Here is a 26,730-nt window from a genome sequence, read left to right as displayed (position 1 = left end):
AACAATCGAAACCGAAAACTTGAAACTAAAAACCAATCTCTTATTAATTGCTTTTCTGGCTACATTTGCTGCTTTTTCCCAAAATACGTATGTCTTTTTAGGTTCATACAACAGGGACAAAGCCGCGGAATCTATTGTGGTCTATGAGCTGGATACTTTAAACGGAAAACTAACCAAAATAACTTCGGCAAAAAACCTGATTAATCCGTCGTTTTTGACGGTATCCCCCAACGGAAAATACCTGTACGCCTGTACAGACAGCAAAACCCCAAATGCCGGAAGCGTCAGCAGCTTTGAATTCAATCCGGAAAATAAAACGCTTACCTTTCTAAACAAGCAATCCAGCGGAGGAGAAAATCCGGTTTATGCTTCCGTTCATAAAAGCGGCAAATGGCTCGTAAACGGCAATTATACCGAAGGAAGTGTTTCGGTACATCCTTTATTGGAAAATGGAAAAATAGATTCGATTGCGCAAAATTTCCAATATACAGACGGTAGTGTCCATAGAGAAAGGCAAACCTGTTCACACGTACATTCCACCGTATTTTCACCACAATATGATTATCTGTTCCTGCCGGACCTGGGTGCTGATAAAATACGCTGTTACCAATTTGATGCAACCTTGAAACAGCCTTTGATTGAAGCCACCGTTCCTTTTACCAAAACAGCTCCGGAAAGCGGGCCGCGTCATTTCACTTTTCATCCGAATCAAAAATTCGGGTACTGTATCGAGGAAATGTCAGGATCAATCAGTGCTTACGACTATGAAAACGGAACTTTAAAAAAAATCCAGCGCATCAGTACCCATCCGGATTCCGTTACCGAAGGTTTTGAAAGTTCTGACATTCATATTTCGCCCGACGGAAAATTTTTATATGCCACCAACAGGGGAAAAGAAAACAATATTGCCATTTTTTCCATTGACGACAGAGGGATTTTAACCAAAATCGGCTACCAATCGACTTTAGGGAAACATCCCCGGATCTTTGCAATAGATGAAACCGGCAAATTCCTGATCGCATCCAATGTCATTACCGGAAATGTGATTGTTTTTAAACGGAATCTAAAAACCGGATTGCTTAAAAAAGCAGGGAAAAAAGTAAAACTGGAAAATGTTTCCTGTGTCAAGATCAAAAAAACATAACTTTAAAACAGCTATAAATGAATACATCCCTTTTAAATCTGCAGCCAGAAATTTTAGAAGATAATGTGGTGAAATTAATTCCTTTACAGGAAAATCATTTTGAGGAACTTTATAAAGTCGCATCAGATCCTTTGATTTGGGAGCAGCATCCGAATAAAAATCGCTATGAAAGAGAGGTTTTCCAAAATTTCTTTGAAGGTGCCATGGAAAGCAAGGGCGCGTTTCTTATTGTCGATAAAAATACAGGCAAAATAGCCGGAAGTACCCGGTTTTACGACTATGAACCGGAAAACAAAAGTGTTTTTATCGGTTATACTTTTTACGGAAGAAATTTTTGGGGTACCGGATTTAATACACAGGTAAAGAAAATCATGCTGGATTATGCTTTTAAAATGGTGGATAAAGTTCAGTTTCATATCGGGGCAGAAAATTACCGTTCGCAAAAAGCAATAGGAAAACTCGGTGCCGTAAAAGTTGAAGAAATAGATGTAGCGTATTACAACGAACCCTCCCGTCATAATTTTGTCTACGAGATAAAAAAATAAGAATAAAAAAAGTAAGAATAAAAAACAAAAAACAGCATGAAAAGAATCACTGTTTTCTGCGGTTCCAGTTTTGGAACGGAAGAAATATATAAAGAACAAGCGACCCTTCTGGGAAAAACATTAGCCCAACACAATATAGAATTAGTGTATGGCGGAGCAAACGTGGGTTTAATGGGTGCCGTAGCAGACGGAATCCTAAATGAAGGCGGAAAAGCAATTGGTGTTTTACCCGATTTCCTGCGTTCCAAAGAAATTGCACATCAGGGCCTGACCGAATTAATCCTGGTCGAAAGCATGCACGAAAGAAAAACCAAAATGAGTGATTTATGCGATGGCGTAATTGCGCTCCCGGGTGGTTTCGGTACGCTCGAAGAACTGTTTGAAATGCTGACATGGGCACAATTAGGCTTGCACAAAAAACCGATTGCGATTTTAAACATCAATGGTTTTTATGATTCTTTACTAGAACTGACCCAGACCATGGTCGATAAAGGCTTTTTGAAAAGCGTTAATAAAGAGATGCTTCTGGTAAGTGACAATATTGATGATTTATTGGATAAGATGAAGCATTACGTTGCCCCAACGGTTGGAAAATGGATTGATAAAGAGAAAGTATAATAATGGTACTATTATAAAGTAATTGTATATATTCGCCGACGAAATCAAAATATACAAACTAAAAAAACATGAGGAAAATTACTTTTTTATTTTTTGCAATTGCTCTTATCACCTTTAAAGCAGCCGCTCAGGATTCGAAAATCAAATTTGGTCTACAGGGAGGACTAAACTACTCCAGCTTAAGGGGTAATGATTCATATTCCGATGACACTCCCGGATTTTCCTATTTATTTGGCGTATCGTTTCAGTACAAAATCAAAGACAATCTTTCGCTAAAAGCAGACCTTAATTACGAAAGAAAAACTCAGGTTTCAAAAGAGGTAATCGAAATATTAGACAATCCGAATATGTTTTATGGTGTTTATCATTTCAAAAACACAACTTACCAAAATTATATCATGCTACCTATTTTATTGAAATATAATTTCACCAGAAGTAAAAGTTTTTATATAAATGGAGGGCCTTTTTTAGGTTATTTACTTAAATCCGGAACAAGTACAGATTTAAGCCTTCCAGGTATGAATTCTGATGATACAGACGATACAAAATACAGAAAATCGCTGGACTACGGTATAGTAGCAGGAATTGGAAAAGAGTTTAAATTAAGTGATAATAATCAGATTTACATCGAAATAAGAGAAAATCTCGGATTGGCAAATATGGCTAAAACTGAAGTTACTTATCTAAACAATATTAAAACCAATGCTCTAAATTTGATTATTGGATACAACTTTAATTAGATTTCTTTATCCATGAAGGTATAATTTTCAAAATACAGGATTAAAAAATTAATTTCTTACAAAGGAGAATTCATAAGAACTGATCACTTGAAGACGATTCTCCTTTGTCAGAATTGAAAAACTAACTTTCACATTTCACCTCCCACAATTCACAATCCCATAAGTTTCAAAAAATTCCTCTCACACAAATCCTATTTCCTTTCAGACCAATAGCGACTAAATTATTATTCCTAATTTTACATTGTTAACCAAAACAATAAAACCATGGAAAGTTTAATCACTGACAATAAAACAATTACACTGTTGCTTGCCACTTTATTTACAGGACTTTTAGCTGGTGTCTTTTTTACCTGGAGTAATGCCATAACACCCGGAATTGGCCGACTCTATACACTCAGTTATCTCAGGGCATTTCAGGAGATGAATCGCACGATTTTAAATCCGTTATTTTTTCTGGTTATTTTTGGAGCAATGTTTTTCTCTTTTGCGACAGCCTATTTTCACAAATCAAACACTGTACTTTTCTGGCTCTTCCTAAGCGCTGCAGTAATTTATTTCATTGGTGTTTTTCTGTTGACCATCATGGGAAACGTTCCCCTAAATGAAATGCTCAATAAAACTGATTTACTTACTATTTCCCTTGAAGACGCAAACGTGTTAAGGGAAAAATTTGAAGCAAAGTGGAATACGCTGCACCTGATCAGAACAATTGTTGCTGTAATTTCATTTTTGCTTTTGATAATTGGATGTCTGTTGAAAAACAAAGTATAAATTTCATAAATTAGAGGTTTGGTAAAAAGTCGCAGTCTCAGTTCTCAGTCTCAGTCGCAGTCTCAGTTCTCAGAGTTGACTTTTACTTTTTACTTTTTCACAACAGACATTTTACAAATTACCAACTATGAAAACAGAGAACAACAAATTCGCAAAAGCCGAAATGCTGATCAGAAAACCTGTTTCAGAAGTTTTTCAGGCTTTTATAAATCCCGAAATCACCAGTAAATTTTGGTTTACCAAAGGTTCGGGAAAATTAGAAGAAGACCAGTCTACGGAATGGACCTGGGAAATGTATGGCTTTTCGCTGACGGTCCTGACGAAAGTCATAAAGGAAAACCAGAAGATTGTAATCGAATGGGGTAATCCGGATGAAATCACTTTAGTGGAATGGGTTTTTACTCCTTTAGATGAAAATGAAACTTTTGTAAGCATCACCAATTCCGGTTTAAAAGGAGATTCCGATAAAATAATTGATCAGGTCAGAAATTCAACTGAAGGTTTTACGTTGGTTTTAGCCGGCGCAAAAGCCTATTTAGAACATCATATTCAGCTTAATCTGGTATTAGACAGATTCCCGAAAGGGCTGGCGTAAGTGAAGAAGTCGCAGTGGCAGTGGCAGTCTCAGTCTCAGGTTCTGTAGACAACCTGAAACCTGAAACTTGAAACCTGAAACTTCAAACTTCAAACCTGAAACGAAAACAACCAAAAATGGATACCAAAAAACCCGAAAATATAGACGAATACATTGGCGGTTTTCCAACTGAAGTACAGGAAATTCTGGAAAAAATCCGCGTGACGATTCAGAAAGCTGCTCCGGATGCCAAAGAAAAAATCAGTTACGCGATGCCGGCTTTTGAGCAAAACGGAATTGTAGTCTATTTTGCGGCTTTCAAAAAACACATCGGCCTGTATGCTTTACCTACTGGTCATGAAAATTTTAAGGAAGAACTTTCAAAATACAAATCAGGAAAAGGTTCTGTACAATTTCCTTTAAATGAAGCAATGCCATTTGCCTTAATTACCAAAATTGTAAAATTCAGGGTAAAGGAAAATCTGGAAAAAGCAAAAAACAAATAGCCGAATGAATCTGACCGAACATTATAATCAGCTCTATAAAAAATCTTCCGAAGCTATTCGGTCCGGAAATTACATTTTAGATCCACAGCTCAATAGTGAAACAGATTCGCGATTTGGAATAACAGTGCTCATTCGTCCAAACGAAACCGTAAAGACCAATATTCAGTTGTTTTTAGCCGCTTTAAAAGAAGTAGAACCCGCACAATATTATTATCCCGATTCCGATATTCATATCACGGTCATGTCGATTATTTCGTGTTCGGAGGAATTCCGTTTAGATCAGATTTCACCTAACGACTACATCGGGGTTATTTGTAAAAGCCTGGTGGATCTGGATGGTATTACAATTAAATTCAAAGGCGTTACGGCTTCTCCTTCTGCCTTGATGATTCAGGGTTTCCCAACGGATGAATCACTCAATAACCTTCGTGAGAAACTGCGTGATGATTTTAAAAATTCGGACTTGCAGCAAACTATAGACAGCCGTTATACCATTTCAACTGCACATGCTACCGTCATGCGTTTTCAGGAAGAACTGCAGCATCCGGAGGAATTGATGCAGATTGTGGAAAAATTCCGTGATTTTGATTTTGGCGAATTTACGGGTGAAAACCTGGAATTAGTGTATAACGACTGGTATCAGAGAGAAAGAAATACCATTCATTTGGCAGATTTTAGGATCTGATTTACTTAATGTTTTCTTTGCCACAACCCGAGCGACAGCGAACAGGTGAAGCAATTTCATGAATCAGATATTTAAAATTGCTAAAAATTCGTGCCAATTCGTGAAATTCGTGGCAAAAAACTATTCACTAAACTTCCCAAAGTGCCATAAAACACCCGACGGATCGTGCAAAAAACATTCGCTTCCCCAATCCATATGACGTATTGGAGTTAATTTTACACCATATTTTTCCGTTACGTTGAGTGCCAGCAATTTCTGGTAATAACGATCCACATCATCGACTTCAAGAAAAACCATGGTATTTTCTATCCACTCTTTTGCGTAGTAATCCTGAAGATAAAAGGCAATTGCATCACTTTTAAAAACGGAAAAATTAGCTTCTAAAACCGTTTCTTCAAATCCAAGATCACGGTAAAAACGTCTTGATACTTCGAAATCCTTAGCACCAATAAAAGGCCGGATTGATTTGATTTGATGCTCCATTTTTATGCTTTTTAAAATTACGATCAAAGCCTGTTTTATTTATCAAAACCCATTTGTTTTCTTAAATCCAGGTTTAGGCTATACTGTTCTTGAACGGGAATAATTTTTCTTGCATTTTTTTCGATATCGCTTCCTTCCTTACTCCACAGAAAAGGATAAAAATTAAAAACTTCATCACCTTTTAATTTCGAAACTTCTGCTCTCCACCCCTTCCATCTGCTTCCTTCATAAAATTTGTCCAAATCGTTATTAAAACAAAACTGCAGGAATTCCGAATAATTGATTTCAAGTGGTTCAAATTCCAGACTGTCAGGTGAAAAATAATAAATCATCCCCACATCAATGCCCAACGCGCCGCCGTTCATAAGATAGAAACCTCCGATGGCATCATCTGCAATTAATAAGAATGCAGGCGTTTCACCAAATTCCTTAAATGATTTTCCTTTATTCCAGTCCGGCAGCGTTCTGTTAAATTTTATATTTCCGGAACCTAAAATTCTTATCCAGCCATCATCAATCAGAAGTCCGCCGGTCATAAAAACAATTGCTCCCATGGCGGAATGGGTGGTAACCTGAGTATGATACAAAGCTTCTTTTGCTTTCGATGGCTCTGTCGGCAGAATCTCAACTTTGTTTTTCGCCTTTTTAATCCAGCCTTCTACCACAGTCCATCCCGGATCCGTTTTATCTATAAGTTCGTCAGCCTGTTTCATTTTATTTTGTGCTGATGTCATTAGCGTTACAGACATCACTATTATGATAAAAAAATTCCTTGCCATACCAATTATTCTAGCTCTTTTTTAAAATACTTCCCAAACCTCTACCAATCTGTTCAATCGCTTCGATACTTTTCGTAAGCGGCGTTGCCGTAAAATCCTCGTACGCATCCATGGCACTTTCTTTTCTGTCATCCTGTGGATACACCAAAATCAGGTTATTATCATCAAATGATTTTTCGAATTTCTGAGGCAATTTATCAAAGATCGACTGATACGAAACAGAACCTTTACGGGATAAATTAAATACAATCAGATCCGTTGGCGTGATTTCGTCTGAAATCGCTTCAAAATCTTCCCAGTCCAGAATACTTTTAAAACCTAATTTCGCATTCAGTCTCAGATTCGTGGCAATCTGCGAAATCGCCTGATGCGTTTTATATTCCGCATAAATCACAATCGGAACACTTAATTCCTGGGACAAGCGACAAATTTTCTGAAGCAGAAGATGAAATCCTATTCCCCTTTCCGAAAAAGGCGGGCAAATAAAAACCAGTCTCTTTTCTTCTATAAATGTTTTTTGAAACCTGCAGATAAAGAGGCTTTTGTCGACATTGTTAATGATTGAATCTACGTTTTCTCCAAAAATCTTATCCAGGAAACCTGTTTTTCTTGGCCAGCCTATAATGACAATATCGGCCATAATTTCTTTTGAAGTACGTGCAATTCCGCTTGCAGGATTATGGTCAATTCGGGCAATGGTATTGATTTTTACTTCTGAGGCTGAACCCTGAATAACAAACTTATCAACTGCTTTTTTATATTTCAGAATATTAATTTCGGCCTGATCATTATTCGGTACGATCGTTAACAACGTCACCGGATTGGCAGATTTCTTATCTTTTATTAAAAGTGCAAAATCGAGCAGACTCGCCGTTGCCGAAGTTTTAGCCAGCGGAATCAGGATGTGTTCTTCTAAGATCTGATCTTTATTGGCATCTTCATGGGAAACTTCTTCTTCGCAGATTGCAATTTTTTTAGCCGCTTTTTCAGTAGCAAAAGAAGCTACAATACAGGTAATTAAAATTAGAATAATCGTCCCGTTCAGGATATTTTCATCGAGGATTTTAGCTTTAAATCCAACCAGGATAACCGCCAGGGTTGCTGCGGCATGTGCACTGCTCAGTCCGAAAATAAGCTGTCTTTCGGTTTTGGTATATTTAAAAACGACCTGTGTAAAAAAAGCGGCAATCCATTTTCCGAAAATAGCGACAACACTCAGTGTTCCGGCTACAATCAAGGCTGTCGGTCCACTTAAAATTACACTGATATCCACCAGCATTCCAACAGAGATCAGGAAGAACGGAATAAATAATGAATTTCCGATAAACTCAATCCGGTTCATCAGGGCAGACGAATGCGGAATTAAAGGATTCAAAGCCAGACCGGCAACGAAAGCTCCAATAATCGGCTCTACTCCTGCTACTTCCGCCAAAAAGGCTGCGAAGAAAACGACAGAGAGTACAAAGATATAATGGGCGTGTTTTTCACTTTCCAGTTTTTTGAAGAACCATTTGGCAATTCGTGGAATGACCAAAAACATAATCGCTGAGAAAATGGCCAGCGAAACGCCTAATTTTATCCAGAAAGCCTGGTTCAGGTTTCCCTGACTGCTTCCCATGATGACAGCCAGAATAATCAAAACCGCAGTATCGGTAAGGATGGTTCCCCCAACCGTTATGGCGACAGCCTGATTTTTGGCAATTCCGAGCTTACTCACAATCGGATAAGCAACGAGAGTATGCGTGGCAAACATGCTCGCGGTTAAAAAACTCGCATTAAAATCGTAATTCAGTAAATAAAAACAAACCGGGAAACCAATCGAAAGCGGAAAAATAAAGGTAAACAAACCAAACAGCAAACTTTTGTTCCTGTTGGCTTTAAATTCGTTCATATCGAGTTCCAGACCGGCAATAAACATGATATACAAAAGTCCGATAGTCGAAAATAAATCGACGGCCGAGTTTTTTGCCAGAATGTTAAGCCCGTGAGGCCCTATGATGACTCCGGAAATAATCAGCCCGATAATACCGGGAATGTTTATTTTCTTTAATAAAATCGGGGACAATAAAATAATAAAAAGTATCAATGAAAAAATTAATACCGGATTGCTTAATGGTAACTCGAATTCCTGAAAAAAATTCTTAAAAAATTCTATCATAATGTAATTTTATCTTCGGTGCCGCAGGTTAATTTCGCAAGACGCAGTAATTAAAATGAAACCACTGAAGTTTTAATGTACTGATTTTCTTAAAAGGGATAAAAAAATCAGATTCTTTAGTATTTGCTTCATTACAAAAATACCTAAAAAAAACACGAACTCTTTACGAAAGTTCTATATTAACCTTTTAAAATTATTTCGTTGTCAAATTATTAAAATTTAATACCTTTTTTAACAAAATCGCAAGATTAACAAATCATAACTAAACTTCTTTGCATTATTCAATTATCTTTGTCTTACTAAAAATTGAACAATGGAAGAATGTATCTCTGTTTTTGATATGCTTAAAATTGGTGTCGGGCCGTCCAGCTCGCATACACTTGGTCCCTGGCGTGCAGCCGAACGTTTTTTAGAAGAGTTAAAAAACGAATCAATTTTAGACCGTATCAAACGGGTAAAAGTCGATTTATACGGGTCACTTTCTTTAACCGGTAAAGGCCACGCGACCGATTTGGCCGTGATGTTAGGCCTGAGTGGTCAGGACCCCGAATATATTCCGGTTGATAATATTGCCGGAATCATTAAAACTATCGAAGATACAAACGAAATCATTCTGGGGAATGCCTATAAAATTCCGTTTTATTTTCTTCAGGACATTGTTTTCAATAAAGAATTTCTTCCTTTCCATGCGAACGGATTAAAATTTACCGCTTATCAGGAAGACGACTCTGAATACGAATCTACTTTTTATTCTATTGGAGGAGGTTTTGTCGTGAAAGAAGAACGTGAAAATGCAAAAATCAAAGAAGTCATAAAATGTGCCTTCCCCTTCCCGATTCAAAATGCAGTTGAGCTTTTAAACTATACCATTTCCGAAAACAAACTGATTTCTGAGATTGTTTACGAAAACGAAAAATCAATGCGTCCGGAAGCCGAAATTCACTCCGAATTAATGCGTATCTGGACTACGATGCTCGAATGCATGTACATCGGCTGCCATACCGGTGGAATTCTTCCGGGAGGTTTACATGTACGCAGAAGAGCTTTTGATATGCACCAGAATTTAATTGGTTTATCGAACTACAGTTCCCCGCAGACCTGGCTGGAAGAAATTCGAAAAACCGAAGTAAAATTTCGCCAGATCCTAAAATGGGTAAGTTGTTTTGCACTTGCCGTGAATGAAGTAAATGCCTCCCTGGGCCGTGTGGTAACAGCACCAACCAACGGAAGTGCCGGTGTAATTCCAGCCGTTCTGATGTATTATCTCGTTATAGAAAACCATAATGCCGGAGAAAAAGAAATCAAACAATTCCTGATGGTTGCCGGAGAAATTGGAAGTATCTTCAAAAAAGGGTCTACCATTTCGGCTGCAATGGGTGGCTGTCAGGCAGAAATTGGCGTTTCGTCTTCTATGGCTGCCGCAGCGCTTTGCGAATTAATGGGCGGATCTCCTGCCCAGGTGCTAATGGCTGCCGAAATTGCCATGGAGCATCATTTAGGTTTAACCTGCGATCCTATTGGCGGCCTGGTTCAGATTCCATGCATCGAAAGAAATACAATGGGCGCCATAAAAGCCATAAATGCCGCCGAATTAGCATTGGAAACGGATTCCAAAAATGCAAAAGTGCCATTAGACAAGGTAATCGATACCATGTGGCAAACCGCAAAAGACATGAATTCCAAATATAAAGAAACTTCCGAAGGAGGTCTGGCAATTGCTGTTAATATGGCTGATTGCTAAAAATTTAAGTTTGCCACAGATTAAAGGATTAGCGCAGATTAAAATAATCTTTTTGAATCTTTTAATCTGTGGCAAAAAACGTTTTCAAAAATTACATATAAAATAGTAGCGTAAATAGGGTTGATTGCTAAAAAAATAAAGGTTGCCGCGAATTGCACGAATTTACACGAATGAAATTTTAGCTGCTTTACGCATGAAAATTCGCGAAAATTAGTGAAATTCTTGGCAAAAAACGCTTTCAAAAATTAGTTTGCCACAGATTAAAGGATTAGCGCAGATTAAATAATCTTTTTGAATCTTTTAATCTGTGGCAAAAAACGCTTTCAAAAATTAGTTTGCCACAGATTAAAGGATTAGCCCAGATTAAATAATCTTTTTGAATCTTTTAATCTGTGGCAAAAAAAGCTTTTAAAAATTACAGATAAAAATAGTAGCGTAAATAGGGTTGATTGCTAAAAAAATAAAGGTTTCCCAGAATTGCACGAATTTACACGAATGAATATTTTGCTTCTTTGCACATAAAAAATTTGTGAAATTCGTGCAATTCGTGGCAAAAAACGCTTTCGAAAATTAGTTTGCCACAGATTAAACGATTAGCGCAGATTAAATAATCTTTTTGAATCTTTTAATCTGTGGCAAAAAATGCTTTCAAAAATTACATATAAAAATAGTACCGTCAATAGGGTTGATTGCTAAAAAAATAAAGGTTGCCACGAATTGCATGAATTTACACGAATGAAATTTTAGCTGCTTTGCGCATGAAAATTCGCGAAAATTAGTGAAATTCGTGGCAAAAAATACCTCGCCAAAAATTCATTCCATGAAAAAATACTACTTTTTAGTTGCCTTGTTTTGTTCCCTTTTAGTGCATTCACAGGAACGTTATTTCCTGAATTCAGATACGCGTTTGTATATTTCCCCGAGTACTTCTGCTGAGTTTTTAGGATATTTTAAATACGGAGCCGAAGTGCAGTTACTATCCGAAAGTAAAAATGGCTGGTATAAAGTAAAAGCCGACAACTTCTCTGAAGGTTTTGTTCCGGAGAAATACGTTGCCACGCGCTTAAATTCAGCCGATGTGAAAGTAAGGGACAACGAAAACCCTCTTATCGAAGGCAACGATAACTATTACGGCAGTTGTCATCTTTTTGTTATAGTCGCGGGTTTAAAGGCAAGGGCACAACCGCATAAAAACTCAAAAATTAAAGAAATTCTATATACCGGCGATCCAGTACCTATTGATTATCTTCCTAAAAACCCGGAGGAATGGGTGAATATTGGAGGTAATTTTAGCGACGAATATGCCCGGTTTACTTTACGAAAATTTGTTGGCAAAAGACCTGATTTCAACACCTTACTCAAAGACTTTGACCAACTGGATCCTACCAATAGTACAGAACGCAAAACGGTTGGCGAACGACTGGTAGAACTGGCGTGGAATAGTGATAAAACAACCTTAACTCCGGCTTATCAGAGATATTATGAGGTTGTCAGACAACTAAACGATCCAAAACTTCTTGCTGATACCGAGCTGAATATCATTATAGCCAAAGGATTAGCCAAACACAAGACACCGGAACAAATCCTTGCTTTCGTTAAAAAATCAGAATTTGTCCTGAAAGGAGTAAAAACCAAATCATTGTTTCTGACACAGAAAGATTTATTGAAGGTCTTCGGAAAACCGGTAAAAAAAGCAACCATAAGTGATGAATGCGGTCTTTACCTGAGTGACCTCTTTTATTACTATCCCGATTTGGAGGCTTCTGTAGATGAAAAACAAAACCAGGCAGAAATAACCAGGGTTTTTATAAATGAAAACAACAAACTCGTTTTAAATGCCAATGCGACCTTAGACCATTCGGTATCTGAAAAAGCATTTATCGAAAAATACGGCGCCTATATTGGTGCCTCAATAAAAGCACCGCATCTTTACTCCATACAACTGGAGGACAGCGAATTTAAAATAGAATTCAGGGATGGGAAGTTATTTAACATTGAAATATTCTTCTATTGCTGATTTCAATCTATAATTATTCAATACTTTTACATCTTCAAAAAAAAATAAAATGTCAGTAGCAAAAAAAGATTATAAAAGAATAACAACAAAGTCATTAATCGAAATGAAAAGCAACGGAGAAAAAATCTCTATGCTTACCGCTTACGATTTTACAATGGCTAAGATTGTGGACACCGCAGGAGTCGATGTGATTTTAGTGGGCGATTCAGCATCAAACGTGATGGCGGGTCACGAAACGACTTTGCCAATTACCTTAGATCAAATGATTTATCACGCTTCGTCTGTAGTTCGCGCTGTAGAACGAGCATTGGTGGTAGTCGACTTACCTTTTGGAAGTTACCAGTCCGATCCGAAAGAAGCGTTGCGTTCTGCCATTAGAATCATGAAAGAAAGCGGCGGTCATGCCGTGAAACTTGAAGGAGGAAAAGAAATTAAGGAATCTATCAAAAAAATATTAAACGCCGGAATCCCGGTGATGGGACATTTGGGTTTAACACCACAATCGATCTATAAATTCGGCACCTACAGTGTTCGTGCAAAAGAAGATCAGGAAGCTGAAAAACTAATCGAAGACGCCAAACTTTTAGAAAAAATTGGTTGTTTTGGAATTGTTTTGGAAAAAATCCCAGCCGATTTAGCTGAAAAAGTGGCTAAAAGCATTTCAATCCCGGTAATTGGTATTGGTGCAGGCGGAGGCGTTGACGGACAAGTTCTGGTTATTCACGATATGTTAGGAATGAACAACGAATTCAGTCCGCGTTTCTTACGCCGCTATTTAAATTTATACGAAGAAATGACCAGAGCTATTGGTCAGTATGCTGCTGACGTCAAGTCCAGCGATTTTCCGAATTCTACGGAACAGTATTAGGCTGCATTTATTAGATTTCTTAGACTTCTTAGATCTTATTCTTTGAAAATCTGAATAAGCTAAGAAGTCTAAAGTAGTCCGGAATCTAACTAATTTAAAAAAAAATGCATCAATTTAAAGAGCTTTTAATCTGGAAGAAAAGCAGACTGTTTTGTTCTAAAATTTATAACGCAACAGCTAATTTTCCAAATGAAGAAAAATTTGGAATAACAAATCAATTGCGAAGAGCTGCGATTTCAATTCCTTCAAATATTGCAGAAGGTTCTTCAAGAAATTCGAATAAAGACTTTGCGAGATTTTTAGAAATTGCAATTGGTTCAGCTTATGAAGTAGAAACACAACTTTTAATTTCGTCTGATTTAGGATTTATCACTGAAGAAAGCACAATTGAATTAACAAATATGTTGGAGGAAATTATTAAAATGACATCAAGATTTAGAGCTACTTTATTATAACTCTTCCAAGCCACTAATTAAACCAATTAAAGGCTAAGATCTAAGAAGTCTAAGTCAGTCTAAAAATCTAAGTAAGTCTAAAATGAAAATTATTTCAGATAAAAACAACCTCCAAATCCTACACGAAGACAACCATATCATTGTGGTCAATAAACGCGTAGGCGATATTGTACAAGGCGATAAAACGGGTGACAAACCTCTATCTGATGTTGTAAAGGAATACATTAAAGACAAGTATAACAAACCCGGCGACGTGTTTCTGGGCGTGATCCACCGTTTGGACAGGCCAACCACAGGAATCGTTGTTTTTGCCAGAACCAGCAAAGCTTTAACGCGAATGAACGAAATGTTCAGCAATCGCGAAACACAAAAAACCTATTGGGCAGTTGTTAAAAACAAACCTGTAGAAACAACTGCCAAATTGGTTCATTTTTTAAAAAGGAATGAAAAAAATAATACTTCAAAAGCCCATGTAAAAGAAGTTCCGAACAGTAAAGTCGCCAGTCTGGATTATACCGTCTTTAAAGAACTTCAGAACTATGTCGCTTTAGAGATCAATCTTCATACCGGGCGCCATCATCAGATCCGTGCGCAACTGGCTGCAATCGGCTCCCCGATTAAGGGCGATTTAAAATATGGCTTTGACCGGAGTAACCCTGACGGAGGCATTCATCTTCATGCCAGAAAATTAGTTTTTATACATCCCGTTTCCAAGGAAAACATGACAATCGTTGCCCCTGTGCCTGATGAAACCATCTGGAATGCGCTGTGATTTTATGATGAAATTGTTATTTTTTTAAATTTTATCAATTAACTTGCAAAGTCAAAAAATCAAGTTAAACGTAAAATGGACTACAAAAACGACATCGGATACAGAAAAGAAACGCTAAAAAAGTTATTATATAACATTCAGAAAAGCGAGGACCTGATTGTAAAAGCGTTATACGATGATTTTAAAAAACCCGAATTTGAAGCTGTTTTAACCGAAACCAATTATGTCATTTCGGAATTGAAAGACACCATTAAGAATATTCACAAGTGGGCAAAACCAAAACGTATTTGGCCTTCACTTCTTAATTTCCCCTCCACCGATTATATTTACAAAGAACCTTACGGAAAAGTATTGGTAATTGCACCGTGGAATTATCCTTTCCAGCTTGCTTTATGCCCCCTGATTTCTGCTGTTGCAGCGGGAAACAGAGTGGTTTTGAAGCCTTCAGAACTCACACCTCATACCTCTGCCATCATAACAAAAATCATTCAGAAGACGTTTCATGTCAATCATGTCGAAGTTTTTGAAGGCGGCGTAGAAGTTTCGAGTGCATTGCTGGCACAACGATGGGATTATATTTTCTTTACCGGAAGTGTAGCTGTTGGTAAGGTTGTTGCCAAAGCCGCCGCAGAAAACCTGACGCCTGTTACTCTTGAATTAGGCGGAAAAAACCCCTGTATTATTGATGAAACTGCCGATCTGAAATTAGCGGCAAAAAGAATTGTCTGGGGCAAGTTTATCAATGCCGGCCAGACCTGTATCGCTCCCGATTACATCCTGATCCAAAAGAATATGAAAATCAATTTTCTCTCTTTTATGATGGAAGAAATCACCAAATCCTACGGCAAAAAAATGGAGAAATCACCTGATTTTGCCCGAATTATCAATACTAAAAACTGGCTGCGCTTAGTCAATATGATTGATCCGGAACGCGTGCTTTTTGGCGGGGAATCAGATGCGAATGCCTTATATATTGCACCAACGCTGCTGGAAGAACCTGCTTTGGACAGTGCTGTAATGAAAGAAGAAATTTTTGGCCCGATTTTACCGATCCTTACTTATGAGACTGAAGATGACATTAAAAAGGTCATCAGCCGATATGAGAAACCACTTGCATTTTATGTTTTTAGTGATAACAAATCTTTTGCAAAAAAACTGATTACCACCTACTCTTTTGGAGGCGGTTGCATCAACGATACTGTGGTACATTTTTCTAATAAAAGACTGCCTTTTGGCGGTGTCGGCCATAGCGGTATAGGAGCTTATCACGGTCAGCTGAGCTTTGATATTTTCTCGCATCATAAAGGCGTGGTCAAAAAAGGAAACTGGCTCGACCTGCCTATGCGATATGCCCCTTATAAAGATAAATTGGCCGCAATTAAACGTATATTAGACTGGTTATAAGCACTAAAACATTTTAGTAATGTTTTGTAGATTTTTATATGGAATTGATTAAAAATATTATATTTACGTCTGAATAACATCAAATAAAACAGACTATAACACAATTTTACTCAAAAAAATGAAATCTACACTTGACCAAATCGAAGACATTAGGAAAAATGGCTATTCGTTAGATTTTTCGAATGTTTTCAACCACGCTTTCGAAAACTATAAAAAAATAGCACTTTATGCCGGATTAATATTACTGGTATTTTCAATTTTAGCTTTTTTCCTCGGAGGAGGAATTTTAGTGGCGCTATATGGCGTTGAGCATTTTAACGAAGAATTTTTCAAAAACCTTCAGAACGAACAAACCGATCATTCGGTCCTGTTAATTTACACTTTAGTGATAGCATTTGTCTCGGCATTTTTAAGTCCGTTTACAGCTGGATTTCTAAAAATGGCGGATTGTGCCGATAAAGACGAAGCTTTTAATGTATCCACTATTTTTTCGTATTATAATTCACGTCACTTTCCGAATCTTTTTATAGCTGCCTTATCCATCTCTTTGTTAGGAGGCTTAATCTCTGTTGGTTTCAGCTTACTGGGTATCATGTTTGTCGATACGATCATTACAATTGTGATCACCTTATTTACAACCTTAACCCTCCCGCTTATTATCTTTGGTGAACTGAACGCAATAGACGCGATCAAAACGAGCGTTATGATCGTGAGCAAACAACCCTTCGTTATTCTTCTTTTGGTAATTGTTGGAGGATTGGCTTCTATGGTAGGTTTTATTGGCTGTTGCATTGGTGTCGTATTCACAATTCCACTGACATACTCGGTAAATTATGCCATTTACAGGGCTATTATATTAACTGATGAAGATGAAAATTCTATTGACTCTATCGGTCAGTCCGATTCTTATAATTAAAGTTTTCTGAATAAAAAAGGAGCTTAACCTACTCCGTTTAAAAACTTAAAAAAGCTATTTACTAAACCAAATATACCCCAAATACTATGGTACAAAACTATAGTTGTATTCATTCACTGATTTCGGGAATCGCCATTTTTGGAGATGCCCTGAAATCAGGCGGAATGAACTGGTTTGTATTCAATTCTGATATTATTTTCTATAACAATCCCAAAATCATTATTTTAGGATTATCCTTGGTAGGGTTTCTTACTTTGCTGATTTATCAGTTTTTCAGAATTAAAGCTAAAATTGGATATTTCATCGAAAAAAGAAAAGATGATGACACCACGAGCAGGGAATATCAACTCTACATTTTATTCTTTGGGATCGCCATTATTGTCATCGAAATTATCAATGAAATATTTAAGATCAGGCCCAAAAGTTTATTGATTACAAATTCCTCCATCGGTGTTTTTGTATTGCTGGTTTATTTTGTAACCGATAAAATAAAAGTACTGAGAGATAAAATCCAGACCATTTTTATCTTTTCCTTCTTTATTTATATTTCCTATGTCGCATTCAATATCGTTTACCTTTCGAATGATGTGGTGCCGATTATTATTTTTTTGATTTCATTTTTCTTTGCTTATAACATTTTAAAACCAATCAAAATTTATTGGTTTTTTGTTGTATTGGCTTTTACGTTTCAGATTACAACAATTGTTTTTCATTTAATTCCGTTAAAGTCCTCCATATTATTAATTAATTTTTCAATTCTGATTTTTATTATCAATCAGGTCAAATATGCTGTTTTATTAAACAGCCGTGATAATTTCAGATTTACAAATGAAATTGTGCACAAAGGAAATTCGCTGACCATTGCAACAAATCAAAAAGGGGAAATTCTGTTTTGCAGCGAAACAATTACTTCCATTTTAGGATATCTGCCGGCTGAAGTGATGGCAATGAAATTCTGGAAACTAACCGAAGACCGGGAATTCATAAAGGAGAACCACAATAAGAAGCAAATTGATGATAAACTTTACATCCAGAAATTAAAAAATAAAAACGGCGAGTACAAATACATCCAATGGAAAGATAAAAAGTTTTCTGAAGACTTAATTATCAGTATCGGTCAGGACGTTACGGAGCAGATTATCGTTCAGGACCAATATAAAAACCTGATTCAGACTGCCACAGATATCATATTTGAAATAAATATTGATGGCTATTTTACTTTTGTAAATGAATTTGGGTTTTCTATTTTAGGGTATTCTGAGAATGAAATTATCATGCAGCATTATTCCAATTTCATTCATGAGGATTATATAAAAAATGCTGTTGACTTTTACGAAAACCTGGAGCAGAACGAAATCAATTATCCCACGATTGAAATCCCGATTTTAAAGAAAAACGGCGAAGAATTATGGATTTCCCAAAAGGTAATTATCCGTAAAAATGACCTGGGTCAGACGATCGGTTTTGCCGGTATCGCAAGGGACATTACCGAAATAAAAGACATCGAAAACGAGAAAAAAAGGCGTCTTGAAAAAATAGAATCGTACAACAACTCCACCAAAAAATTATCAACAACAGATTTTCGGAATTACAGTAATTTCCAGACCGTAATTGACTATATCATTCAGGAAGCTGCCACAGTATCGAGAACAAGCAGGGTTAGTTTCTGGAGGTATTCCAATGATATTATTACCTGCAAAAACTTATTTAGCTGGGACAATCAGAGCTTAAGTGATAAAAACATTCTGGATAAGGAATCATATCCTATTTATTTTGAAACCTTAAAAAATAAAGCCATTATAAACGCTCCGGACGTTTTTAACAAACTGGAAACCTCTGAATTTAAAGAAGTATATTTCATTCAGAATAAAATAAAATCAATGCTGGACGTGCCTATTTTCCTCAACGGGCAGCTGGCCGGTGTAGCTTGTTTTGAAAGTACCGAAGAAAAAAGAGACTGGGACAATGAAGACATCAATTATGCCAGAACGATATCAGATGTGATTTCCCTCGCAATTTCATCCCAAATGCGGCTTAAAGCAGAGAAAAAACTGGAACTTAAAAGTGAATTGCTTTCTGCACTGGCACTTTGTACGGAGAAATTTTTAATGAGCAAAAGCACGCAGAAAATGTTTGAGGAAACTTACGAAATTATTGGTGAAGCCTCGAATGTCGATCATATCTTTTATTACGAAAAAGATTTTGAAACCAAAACCATTACTCAGCAATACAAGTGGTCCAGAGATGGCGTAAAACATCAGATAACAGAGCTGCAAAATTTTACGGAAGAAAATTTAAAAGAAATAATTGAACATTCCCAAAGTAAAAAAGTTTTAAGCATCTTAACACAAAACCTCGAAGATACTTTTTTCAAAAATTTACTGGTCACCAACGAAATCAAGTCCATTCTGATTTTGCCTTTGTATGCCAATAATAACTTCTCCGGTTTTATCGGTTTTGATGATTGTACCAAAGAAAGGAAATGGACAGATGATGAAATCTACATTTTCCAGACACTCGCCAACAATATTTCATCGGCTCTCGAAAGAAACAGGAATCAGGCGAAGATCAAAGAAAGCGAAGATGCCATCAAAGCCAAAGAACTCGCGGAGGCGGCGAATAAGTCAAAATCTGATTTCTTAGCCAATATGTCTCATGAAATCCGTACGCCTTTAAATGGAATTATCGGATTCACCCATTTACTGATGAAAACCAATCTTGGGGAAATTCAGGAAAAGTACATGACCACAATCAATCAATCGGCGCATTCCCTGCTGGAAATCATTAATGATATCCTTGATTTTTCTAAAATTGAGGCGGGAAAACTCGAGCTTTTTATAGACCTCTACGACATCCAGAAAATACTGGGACAAATATTTGACCTGATTGTTTATGAATCCAACCAAAAAAGCCTCCAGCTGGAACTAAACGTTGATCCGAATGTCCCGAAATACATCTGGACTGATATTGTACGGTTAAAACAAATCCTGATCAACCTTTTATCCAATGCTATTAAGTTTACAAACGAAGGCAGCATCAAATTAAATGTTTCTGTTATCGAGCAAAAATCAGAGGAAAATTACATCATTCGATTTTCGGTCGTTGATACCGGAATTGGCATACTTGAAAAAAACCAGAAGAAAATATTCAAGGCTTTTTCTCAGGAAGACAGCTCCACAACACGAAAATTCGGAGGAACCGGTTTAGGATTAACCATCTCTAATCAGCTGCTGGCGCTAATGGAAAGTCGTTTACAGCTTAAAAGTAAAATAGACGAAGGAAGTAATTTTTATTTCGACCTGAATTTAAATATCAGCCATAAAAGCATCAACGAGAAATACAAAATTGTATCCAAAACCATTAGCAAGGAACTGGATCTGAATTATTATTCCAATCAAAAAAAATTAAGCATCCTAATTGTCGAAGACAACAAAGTAAACATGCTGTTGCTGAAGACAATCCTAAAAAACCTGAACATCAATACACTTATTTATGAATGCGAAAATGGGTATGAAGCAGTAAATCAAATTGACAACATAAGTCCGGACCTGGTTTTTATGGACATTCAGATGCCAATTATGAACGGTTATGAAGCTACAAGAGCCATAAGAAACACATTAACCGGCAAAAGCATTCCGATAATCGCTGTAACAGCCGGTGCCGAAAAAGACGAACGAAATAAATGTATCTCTGCCGGAATGAACGATTACATCTCAAAACCTATCATTCGCGGCACGGTGGAAGAGGCATTATCAAAATGGATAAAATAGAAAAAGATACTTGTATGGTGTAACCTTATTTTCAAAAAAATATATAAATTCGTACAACTAAAATTACAACGACCATTAAAACAATATACTATGAAGTGGCTAGGCAAAAGACTAAGTGATAACGTTGAAGACAGAAGAGGTTTCTCTGGGGGAAAAGTAGCTCTGGGAGGAGGAGTTATTGGTATAATTATTTTGTTGCTAAACGTTTTTGGAGGTGAAACCGGCCAAACTATCGGTACTGCACTAGAGCAAATGCAAGGAGGACAACAGCAAACCGAAGCTGCTGCGCCATTAAGCAATGAAGAGAAAGAAATGGGTGACTTTGTCCGGGCCATGCTGGCTTACAATGAAGACACCTGGAGTAAAATTTTTGCCGAAAATGGCATGACGTACGAAAATCCAAAATTAGTACTTTTCAAAGGTTCTGTAGAAACAGCCTGTGGCGGAGCGTCGTCTGCTTCCGGACCTTTTTACTGTCCCGGTGACAGGAAAGTATATATGGATTTAGACTTCTTTCAGGAGCTAAAAACAAAATTCGGGGCTAAGGGCGGTGACTTTGCAATTGCGTATGTTATATCGCATGAAATTGGCCACCACATTCAAACGTTACTCGGTACATCAGAAAAAATGCGTGAAGAACAGCAGGGAAAAAGCGAAGCGGAGGCCAATAAACTTTCTGTAGCTTTAGAATTACAGGCTGATTTTTACGCCGGAGTCTGGGCTCATGACAACAAGCAATATCTTGAAGCTGGCGACATTGATGAGGCCTTAAGTGCCGCAAGTGCAGTTGGAGATGATGCCATTCAGAGTAAAATGCAGGGTCATGTAGTTCCTGATTCATTTACACATGGTACATCAGAACAAAGAATGTACTGGTTTAAAAAAGGTTTTTCGACCGGAGATATCAAACAGGGAACCACTTTTGAGGAAATAAGATAATACAACAACCAAATATAATAAACCAACTAAAGCACAACTTTGTATGTTGTGCTTTTTTTGTGTCGAAAAAAGAAAAATTACAATATTTAAATTCCAAACCTGGTAGTTGTGCACTTGTCATTTCGACGAAATGACACAAAATCACTCAAAAACTTAAACGTACAAAAAAAGCCCTGAATTTCTTCAGGGCTTTAAATTTCTGGGTGGCTGACCGGGTTCGAACCGGCGACCCGCGGCACCACAAACCGCTACTCTAACCAGCTGAGCTACAACCACCATTTTGCTTAGCGGTTGCAAATATATAACAAAGGTTTACTTCTACAAAGAAAAATTTGAAAAAATTACATCAAATTTTCTAAGCTATTGACTGCCAAACACCTTTCGACAGTAAATCCTTCCGCAAAATCTTTCCCAACAAGCCTTCCTAAGTCCTGCGCACGGTAATTTAAGCTTTCCAGGAAGTTTTTGCTTGTAATCGGTGTGGCGGGTTCTTTCGAATTAGCATCATAAAATTGTGTTTTATAAGCCAGGATTGCTTCTATTTTTTTCTGTTCAAAGCCGGTGATGTCTACTACGAAATCCGGTTCAATGTTTTTCCACTGAATGTAATGGTACACTACTTTGGGTCTCCAGGCTTCATGGTTCACGCCGTCTATTGAAGTTTCAATTTTCATCAGTCCCGATAAGAAGCAGGCATCGGAAACCAATTTACTTCCCTTACCGTGGTCGATATGACGGTCGTCAATGGCATTACACAACACAATTTCAGGTTTGTACTTTCGGATCATCTTAATAACTTCCAGCTGATGTTTTTCATCATTGGCAAAAAAGCCGTCACGCATGGCCAGATTTTCACGAACTACGACCCCTAATATTTTTGCAGCGGCGGCGGCCTCTTCGTCCCTTGTTTCAGCCGTACCACGTGTACCCAGTTCACCGCGTGTTAAATCGATAATACCGACTTTTTTACCCAGTGATACTTCTTTTAAAATCGTTCCGGCACAACCTAATTCCACATCGTCCGGGTGTGCGCCAAAGGCTAGTATATCTAATTTCATTTTGTTTTTTTGTTTTTTTTGTTTCAGGTATCAGGTTTCAGGTTTTGGGTCGCAGTTTTCAGTCACAGTTTCCAGTCTCAGTTTCCAGTGCGACTGAAAACTGAGACTATTTCTTTCACTTCCTCAGCACTCTTTTCATCGTCATCGACTTATTAACGCTTTCCTCCCACTCTTTCTCCGGGATACTTTCTTTGGTGATGCCGCAGCCCATGTACAAAATAGCTTTATGATCCTGAAGCTGCATGCTTCGTAAATTTACAAATAAATCCGAGCTTACCGCGTTTGATGCCAGGCTGCTGTTTAATTCGCCCAAAAAACCGGTGTAAAAAGTCCGTTCATAATGCTCGTTTTCTATGATAAAGGCTTTTGCTTTTTTCTTAGGTAATCCGCAAACGGCGGGCGTTGGATGCAAAGTGTCAATGACTTCTTCCAGAGTTGAATTGTCATTTAAAACACCCGAAATATCCGTTTTAATATGCCAGATCGATCCCGCTTTGATGCTGTAAGGCTCCGTTACATGAACCGACAGCGCCACTTCGCGCAGTCTCTTTACAATAAAATCGGTTACATATTGCTGTTCGTCTTTTTCTTTTTGCTGCCAGGAAATCTCCGCTTCTACGTTGGCCTTCTGCGTTCCGGCCAAAGCAGTGGTTTCAAATACGTTTCCGTTGGCTTTTAGCAATTGTTCGGGCGTTGCCCCCATCCAAAAACCGATTTCGGGATGAAAAAAGCAATAACTAAAAGTCGTCGGATACAATTGAATCAATTGCCGGAAAGTCGTTATAAAATCGAAATCGCTTACAGCTACACTCTCGCTTCTTGACAATACTACTTTTTTGAATTCTTCGTTTTTAATCGCTTCAATTCCTTTAGCGACTAAATCTTCGTATTGTTTTTTAGCAGCAGGATCAAAACTCAGATCATGCGTTTCAACCGGACTGAATTCAATATTCTCCTGTTCAGCAGTAATGATTTCAGATTCGTTTTCCGGAATCAGGATCAATTGCTTTTCATCAAAAGAAGCAAATACAAATCCTTTTTCGGTAAAATCAGAAACGGTATACAGTATATTATTTTTTTGTAACAGCCCAATCATTTTAGTGGAATTGGGTTTGGAATAAAGAACAAAGGGCAAATTTTGTTCTTTATGCAGTTTTATTTTAGAGAAGAAATTATTCATGATTCCGTTAACTTTTCTTTCGGTCCAAAACCATATTCGTCAATTTGCAAAGTGAAATCAGATTACCTTCTTCGTCGGTAATTTTAATTTCCCAAAGGTGGATGCTTCTTCCTTTATGAATGATGCGTGCGGTTCCGAAAACATAACCTTCGCGAATACTTTTCAGGTGATTGGCAGAAATCTCGATGCCGCGGACTTCCTGCTCTTTTGGATCTATAAAGAAGAAGGATGCTGCACTTCCAACGCTTTCGGCCAAAGCGACTGAAGCGCCACCGTGTAACAGTCCCATAGGTTGGTGAACTGCTGGATTTACGGGCATTTTTGCAGTCAGAAAATCTTCGCCCGCATCTATATATTCTATTTTCAGCGTTTCCATCAGTGTATTTTTAGTGAACTGATTGCAACGCTCTAATATTTGTTCTTTTGTGTAATTCATTAAAATGGAATTTAAAGCCGTAAAATTAAAGAAAAGAAGAGATACAAATTATAAAATACAATTCTATTATTAAAATGATCTTCGAACCTGTCAGTTTTTTGTTATTTTTACACCAACAATCAAAATTTATCTTTGGCTGGAAATTATCTTTTTTGCCACAGATGGTACAGATTACCACAGATTAAAAAGTTTATTTACTTAAAGTAGAAAATCATTTAAATCTTTAAATCCGTGGCAAAAAACAACAAACATATTCAGATGCGTCATTACTATATCCTCTTCATTTTCGGAATACTTTTAACTGCCAGTTCCTGTCGGACTGATTTTGACACCGTTGCCAGTTCCGGAAATTTAAAATTTTCAAAAGATACCGTTTATCTGGATACGGTTTTTAAAAACATCGGTTCGGCTACTTACCAGCTTAAAGTGTACAACAAAAGCAAAGACGATATTTCGATTCCGGTTATTCAGCTTAAAAAAGGGTTAAGTTCCAAATACCGAATGACGGTAGACGGAACGAACGGAAACAATGGCAAAATCTTCAATAATGTTACCCTTTTGGCCAAAGACAGTTTGTACATTTTTATAGAAACAACGGCAGATATCACCGATGCTGACCCCACTGATTTTTTATATACCGACGAAATTCAATTTGACAGCGGAGCCAATCTTCAAAGAGTAGCTTTGGTTACCTTAATTCAGGATGCCGTTTTTTTATATCCCAAACAAAATCCGGACGGAAGCAACGAAAAAATTCAGATCGATGGTAAAGCTGTGGATGGTTTTTATCTCGATGAAAATGATGCTGCAAACGGAAATGAACTGCTTTTTACAAAACAAAAACCGTATGTTATTTATGGTTACGCAGGAGTTCCTGAAAATAAAACCGTCACATTCGAAGCCGGTTCCAAGGTGTTTTTTCATGCTAATTCGGGGCTTTTTGTGGATAAAAATGCTTCCCTGCACATTAACGGAGCGGTTTCAACAAGTGAAAAATCAGAAAATGAAGTTGTTTTTGAAGGCGATCGTTTAGAATCGCTTTACTCGGATATTCCTGGACAATGGGGTGCCGTTATTCTCGCGGACGGAAGTACCAATCATACCATCAATCACCTGACACTAAAAAATGCAACCATTGGTTTATCGATCAGAAACCAGGACGCGACAACGGTTCAGCTTAAAAACACACAAATTTACAACTGTTCCCAATATGGCATTTTAGCACAGCATGCCCGAATCAAAGGAGAGAATGTTGTCATTAATTATTCGGGTTTGGCAGGTTTATCCTGTATTTATGGCGGGGATTACAGTTTTACCCATAGTACTTTTTACAACAACTGGCCAAGTGGCGACCATTTTGCTGTTAACTTAAGCAACCGCCTGTCCGGAGCAACTCCGGAAACGAAAGACCTGACTCAGGCTACGTTTAACAATTGTATTATTTATGGTTCCAGTACCAATGAATTTAATCTGGACAAAAGCACAAACTCGCAATTCGTCTATCAACTGAACAATTGTTTATTGAAATTCAGCAGCACCAGCAAAAATCCGGATTATCAGTTTAAAGATGATGCGATTCATTACAATCAGATCATTCTAAATGAAAATCCAAAGTTTTATAACGTGTCTCAGAACAAGTTCAATATTGATAAAACTTCCGCCGCTTTCGCGAAAGGAAATCAGGCGTATGCAATTCCGCTGGACATTTTAGGGGCTACCAGAACTTCTCCGCCGGATTTGGGTGCTTACCAGAGTGCTGACTTTCCAAAATAAAGATTTGCTACAAGGCGTAAAGATGATGCTTTTTACCATATAAGTGATGTAAGTACATTTAAGTTTGCGTCAAAGTTTGATCTCAAAGACGCAAAGTCGCAAAGTTTTTTATTTGTAAGGATTAAGTTCAAACTTTGTCACTTTGCACCTTTGTCCCTCTGAACCTCTGAACCTCTGAACCTTTGAACCTCTGAACCTCTGAACCTTTGAACCTCTGAACCTTTGAACCTTTGAACCTCTGAACCTTTTAACACTTATATGGTAAAAGAAACAACCGTAAGAAAATATATCTAAAAATAATCATTCCTTAACCCAGCGTATTCATAAAAGTAGTAGATTTGGTACAACAATAAATTAAAACACTATTAATCAATTTATTACCAACCAAACATTAAACA

24 protein-coding genes and 1 tRNA gene are annotated in these 26,730 nt (G+C 37.4%); 18 read left to right on the top strand and 7 right to left on the bottom strand.

Going from position 1 to position 26,730, the window contains the following annotated elements; translation table 11 throughout:
* Positions 1-19 precede the first annotated feature (19 nt).
* The 8 genes from D0817_RS12055 to D0817_RS12020 all read left to right on the top strand — a co-directional run bounded on the left by D0817_RS12055 (position 20) and on the right by D0817_RS12020 (position 5,583).
* Entirely contained in the window at positions 20-1,144 is a 1,125-nt protein-coding gene (locus D0817_RS12055; protein ID WP_127338625.1) for a lactonase family protein, read from the top strand.
* A 17-nt stretch (positions 1,145-1,161) separates the two neighbouring features.
* Positions 1,162-1,689, top strand: a complete 528-nt coding sequence (locus D0817_RS12050; RefSeq protein ID WP_127338624.1) for a GNAT family N-acetyltransferase — start codon at positions 1,162-1,164, stop codon at positions 1,687-1,689.
* A gap of 36 nt (positions 1,690-1,725) precedes the next feature.
* On the top strand, positions 1,726-2,307 hold the full coding sequence (locus D0817_RS12045) for an LOG family protein (protein WP_127338623.1): 582 nt from the start codon (positions 1,726-1,728) through the stop codon (positions 2,305-2,307).
* Positions 2,308-2,375: 68 nt separating this feature from the next.
* Entirely contained in the window at positions 2,376-3,047 is a 672-nt protein-coding gene (locus tag D0817_RS12040; RefSeq protein WP_127338622.1) for a porin family protein, read from the top strand.
* Between the two features lie 264 nt (positions 3,048-3,311).
* Positions 3,312-3,818 carry an anthrone oxygenase family protein gene (locus D0817_RS12035; RefSeq protein WP_127338621.1) on the top strand — a complete coding sequence of 169 codons (507 nt, stop codon included), beginning with the start codon at positions 3,312-3,314 and terminating at the stop codon, positions 3,816-3,818.
* A 127-nt stretch (positions 3,819-3,945) separates the two neighbouring features.
* Positions 3,946-4,413: an SRPBCC family protein gene (locus D0817_RS12030; RefSeq protein ID WP_127338620.1), complete on the top strand. Its 468-nt coding sequence runs from the start codon at positions 3,946-3,948 to the stop codon at positions 4,411-4,413.
* Positions 4,414-4,529: 116 nt separating this feature from the next.
* Positions 4,530-4,898 carry an iron chaperone gene (locus D0817_RS12025; RefSeq protein ID WP_127338619.1) on the top strand — a complete coding sequence of 123 codons (369 nt, stop codon included), beginning with the start codon at positions 4,530-4,532 and terminating at the stop codon, positions 4,896-4,898.
* 4 nt (positions 4,899-4,902) lie between these two features.
* A complete protein-coding gene (locus D0817_RS12020) occupies positions 4,903-5,583 on the top strand; it encodes a 2'-5' RNA ligase family protein (protein ID WP_127338618.1) in 681 nt (226 codons plus the stop codon).
* A 120-nt stretch (positions 5,584-5,703) separates the two neighbouring features.
* On the opposite strand, the gene D0817_RS12015 is transcribed toward D0817_RS12020, so the two are convergent.
* From D0817_RS12015 to D0817_RS12005, 3 genes are read right to left on the bottom strand one after another with little or no spacing between them, the layout of a single operon-like run.
* Positions 5,704-6,066: a VOC family protein gene (locus tag D0817_RS12015; protein WP_127338617.1), complete on the bottom strand. Its 363-nt coding sequence runs from the start codon at positions 6,064-6,066 to the stop codon at positions 5,704-5,706.
* Positions 6,067-6,101: 35 nt separating this feature from the next.
* Positions 6,102-6,845: a DUF2625 domain-containing protein gene (locus tag D0817_RS12010; protein WP_193555360.1), complete on the bottom strand. Its 744-nt coding sequence runs from the start codon at positions 6,843-6,845 to the stop codon at positions 6,102-6,104.
* A gap of 10 nt (positions 6,846-6,855) precedes the next feature.
* A complete protein-coding gene (locus D0817_RS12005; protein WP_127338616.1) occupies positions 6,856-9,003 on the bottom strand; it encodes a cation:proton antiporter in 2,148 nt (715 codons plus the stop codon).
* A 313-nt stretch (positions 9,004-9,316) separates the two neighbouring features.
* On the opposite strand from D0817_RS12005, the gene D0817_RS12000 reads away from it, so the two are divergent.
* The 9 genes from D0817_RS12000 (at position 9,317) to ypfJ (ending at position 21,885) form a co-directional block, all read left to right on the top strand.
* Positions 9,317-10,744, top strand: a complete 1,428-nt coding sequence (locus D0817_RS12000) for an L-serine ammonia-lyase (protein WP_127338615.1) — start codon at positions 9,317-9,319, stop codon at positions 10,742-10,744.
* Between the two features lie 820 nt (positions 10,745-11,564).
* Entirely contained in the window at positions 11,565-12,761 is a 1,197-nt protein-coding gene (locus D0817_RS11995; protein WP_127338614.1) for an SH3 domain-containing protein, read from the top strand.
* A gap of 49 nt (positions 12,762-12,810) precedes the next feature.
* The gene (panB, locus tag D0817_RS11990) at positions 12,811-13,629 is read left to right on the top strand and encodes a 3-methyl-2-oxobutanoate hydroxymethyltransferase (RefSeq protein WP_127338613.1); all 819 of its coding nucleotides are present in this window, start codon (positions 12,811-12,813) and stop codon (positions 13,627-13,629) included.
* Between the two features lie 104 nt (positions 13,630-13,733).
* A complete protein-coding gene (locus tag D0817_RS11985; protein ID WP_127338612.1) occupies positions 13,734-14,084 on the top strand; it encodes a four helix bundle protein in 351 nt (116 codons plus the stop codon).
* Between the two features lie 82 nt (positions 14,085-14,166).
* Positions 14,167-14,856: an RluA family pseudouridine synthase gene (locus D0817_RS11980; protein WP_127338611.1), complete on the top strand. Its 690-nt coding sequence runs from the start codon at positions 14,167-14,169 to the stop codon at positions 14,854-14,856.
* A 75-nt stretch (positions 14,857-14,931) separates the two neighbouring features.
* Positions 14,932-16,260 carry an aldehyde dehydrogenase gene (locus D0817_RS11975; protein WP_127338610.1) on the top strand — a complete coding sequence of 443 codons (1,329 nt, stop codon included), beginning with the start codon at positions 14,932-14,934 and terminating at the stop codon, positions 16,258-16,260.
* A 118-nt stretch (positions 16,261-16,378) separates the two neighbouring features.
* A complete protein-coding gene (locus tag D0817_RS11970) occupies positions 16,379-17,176 on the top strand; it encodes a hypothetical protein (protein ID WP_127338609.1) in 798 nt (265 codons plus the stop codon).
* An 86-nt stretch (positions 17,177-17,262) separates the two neighbouring features.
* On the top strand, positions 17,263-20,946 hold the full coding sequence (locus D0817_RS11965; RefSeq protein ID WP_127338608.1) for a response regulator: 3,684 nt from the start codon (positions 17,263-17,265) through the stop codon (positions 20,944-20,946).
* 90 nt (positions 20,947-21,036) lie between these two features.
* Positions 21,037-21,885, top strand: a complete 849-nt coding sequence (ypfJ, locus tag D0817_RS11960; RefSeq protein WP_127338607.1) for a KPN_02809 family neutral zinc metallopeptidase — start codon at positions 21,037-21,039, stop codon at positions 21,883-21,885.
* A gap of 202 nt (positions 21,886-22,087) precedes the next feature.
* Here ypfJ and D0817_RS11955 read toward each other — a convergent pair.
* From D0817_RS11955 to D0817_RS11940, 4 genes are all read right to left on the bottom strand, one after another.
* A tRNA-His gene (locus D0817_RS11955) sits at positions 22,088-22,161 on the bottom strand.
* 65 nt (positions 22,162-22,226) lie between these two features.
* On the bottom strand, positions 22,227-22,943 hold the full coding sequence (gene bshB1, locus D0817_RS11950) for a bacillithiol biosynthesis deacetylase BshB1 (protein WP_127338606.1): 717 nt from the start codon (positions 22,941-22,943) through the stop codon (positions 22,227-22,229).
* Positions 22,944-23,058: 115 nt separating this feature from the next.
* Positions 23,059-24,123, bottom strand: a complete 1,065-nt coding sequence (locus tag D0817_RS11945; protein ID WP_127338605.1) for a chorismate-binding protein — start codon at positions 24,121-24,123, stop codon at positions 23,059-23,061.
* Between the two features lie 7 nt (positions 24,124-24,130).
* The gene (locus D0817_RS11940; protein WP_127338604.1) at positions 24,131-24,559 is read right to left on the bottom strand and encodes a PaaI family thioesterase; all 429 of its coding nucleotides are present in this window, start codon (positions 24,557-24,559) and stop codon (positions 24,131-24,133) included.
* Positions 24,560-24,817: 258 nt separating this feature from the next.
* Between D0817_RS11940 and D0817_RS11935 the strand changes: the two genes are divergently transcribed.
* A complete protein-coding gene (locus tag D0817_RS11935) occupies positions 24,818-26,332 on the top strand; it encodes a right-handed parallel beta-helix repeat-containing protein (protein WP_127338867.1) in 1,515 nt (504 codons plus the stop codon).
* The last annotated feature ends 398 nt before the right edge of the window (positions 26,333-26,730 follow it).

Source organism: Flavobacterium cupreum (assembly GCF_003996965.1).
Classification (GTDB): Bacteria; Bacteroidota; Bacteroidia; order Flavobacteriales; family Flavobacteriaceae; genus Flavobacterium; species Flavobacterium cupreum.
The sequence above is the reverse complement of the archived record's forward strand: the minus strand, read 5'-3'. Positions and strand labels throughout refer to the sequence as shown.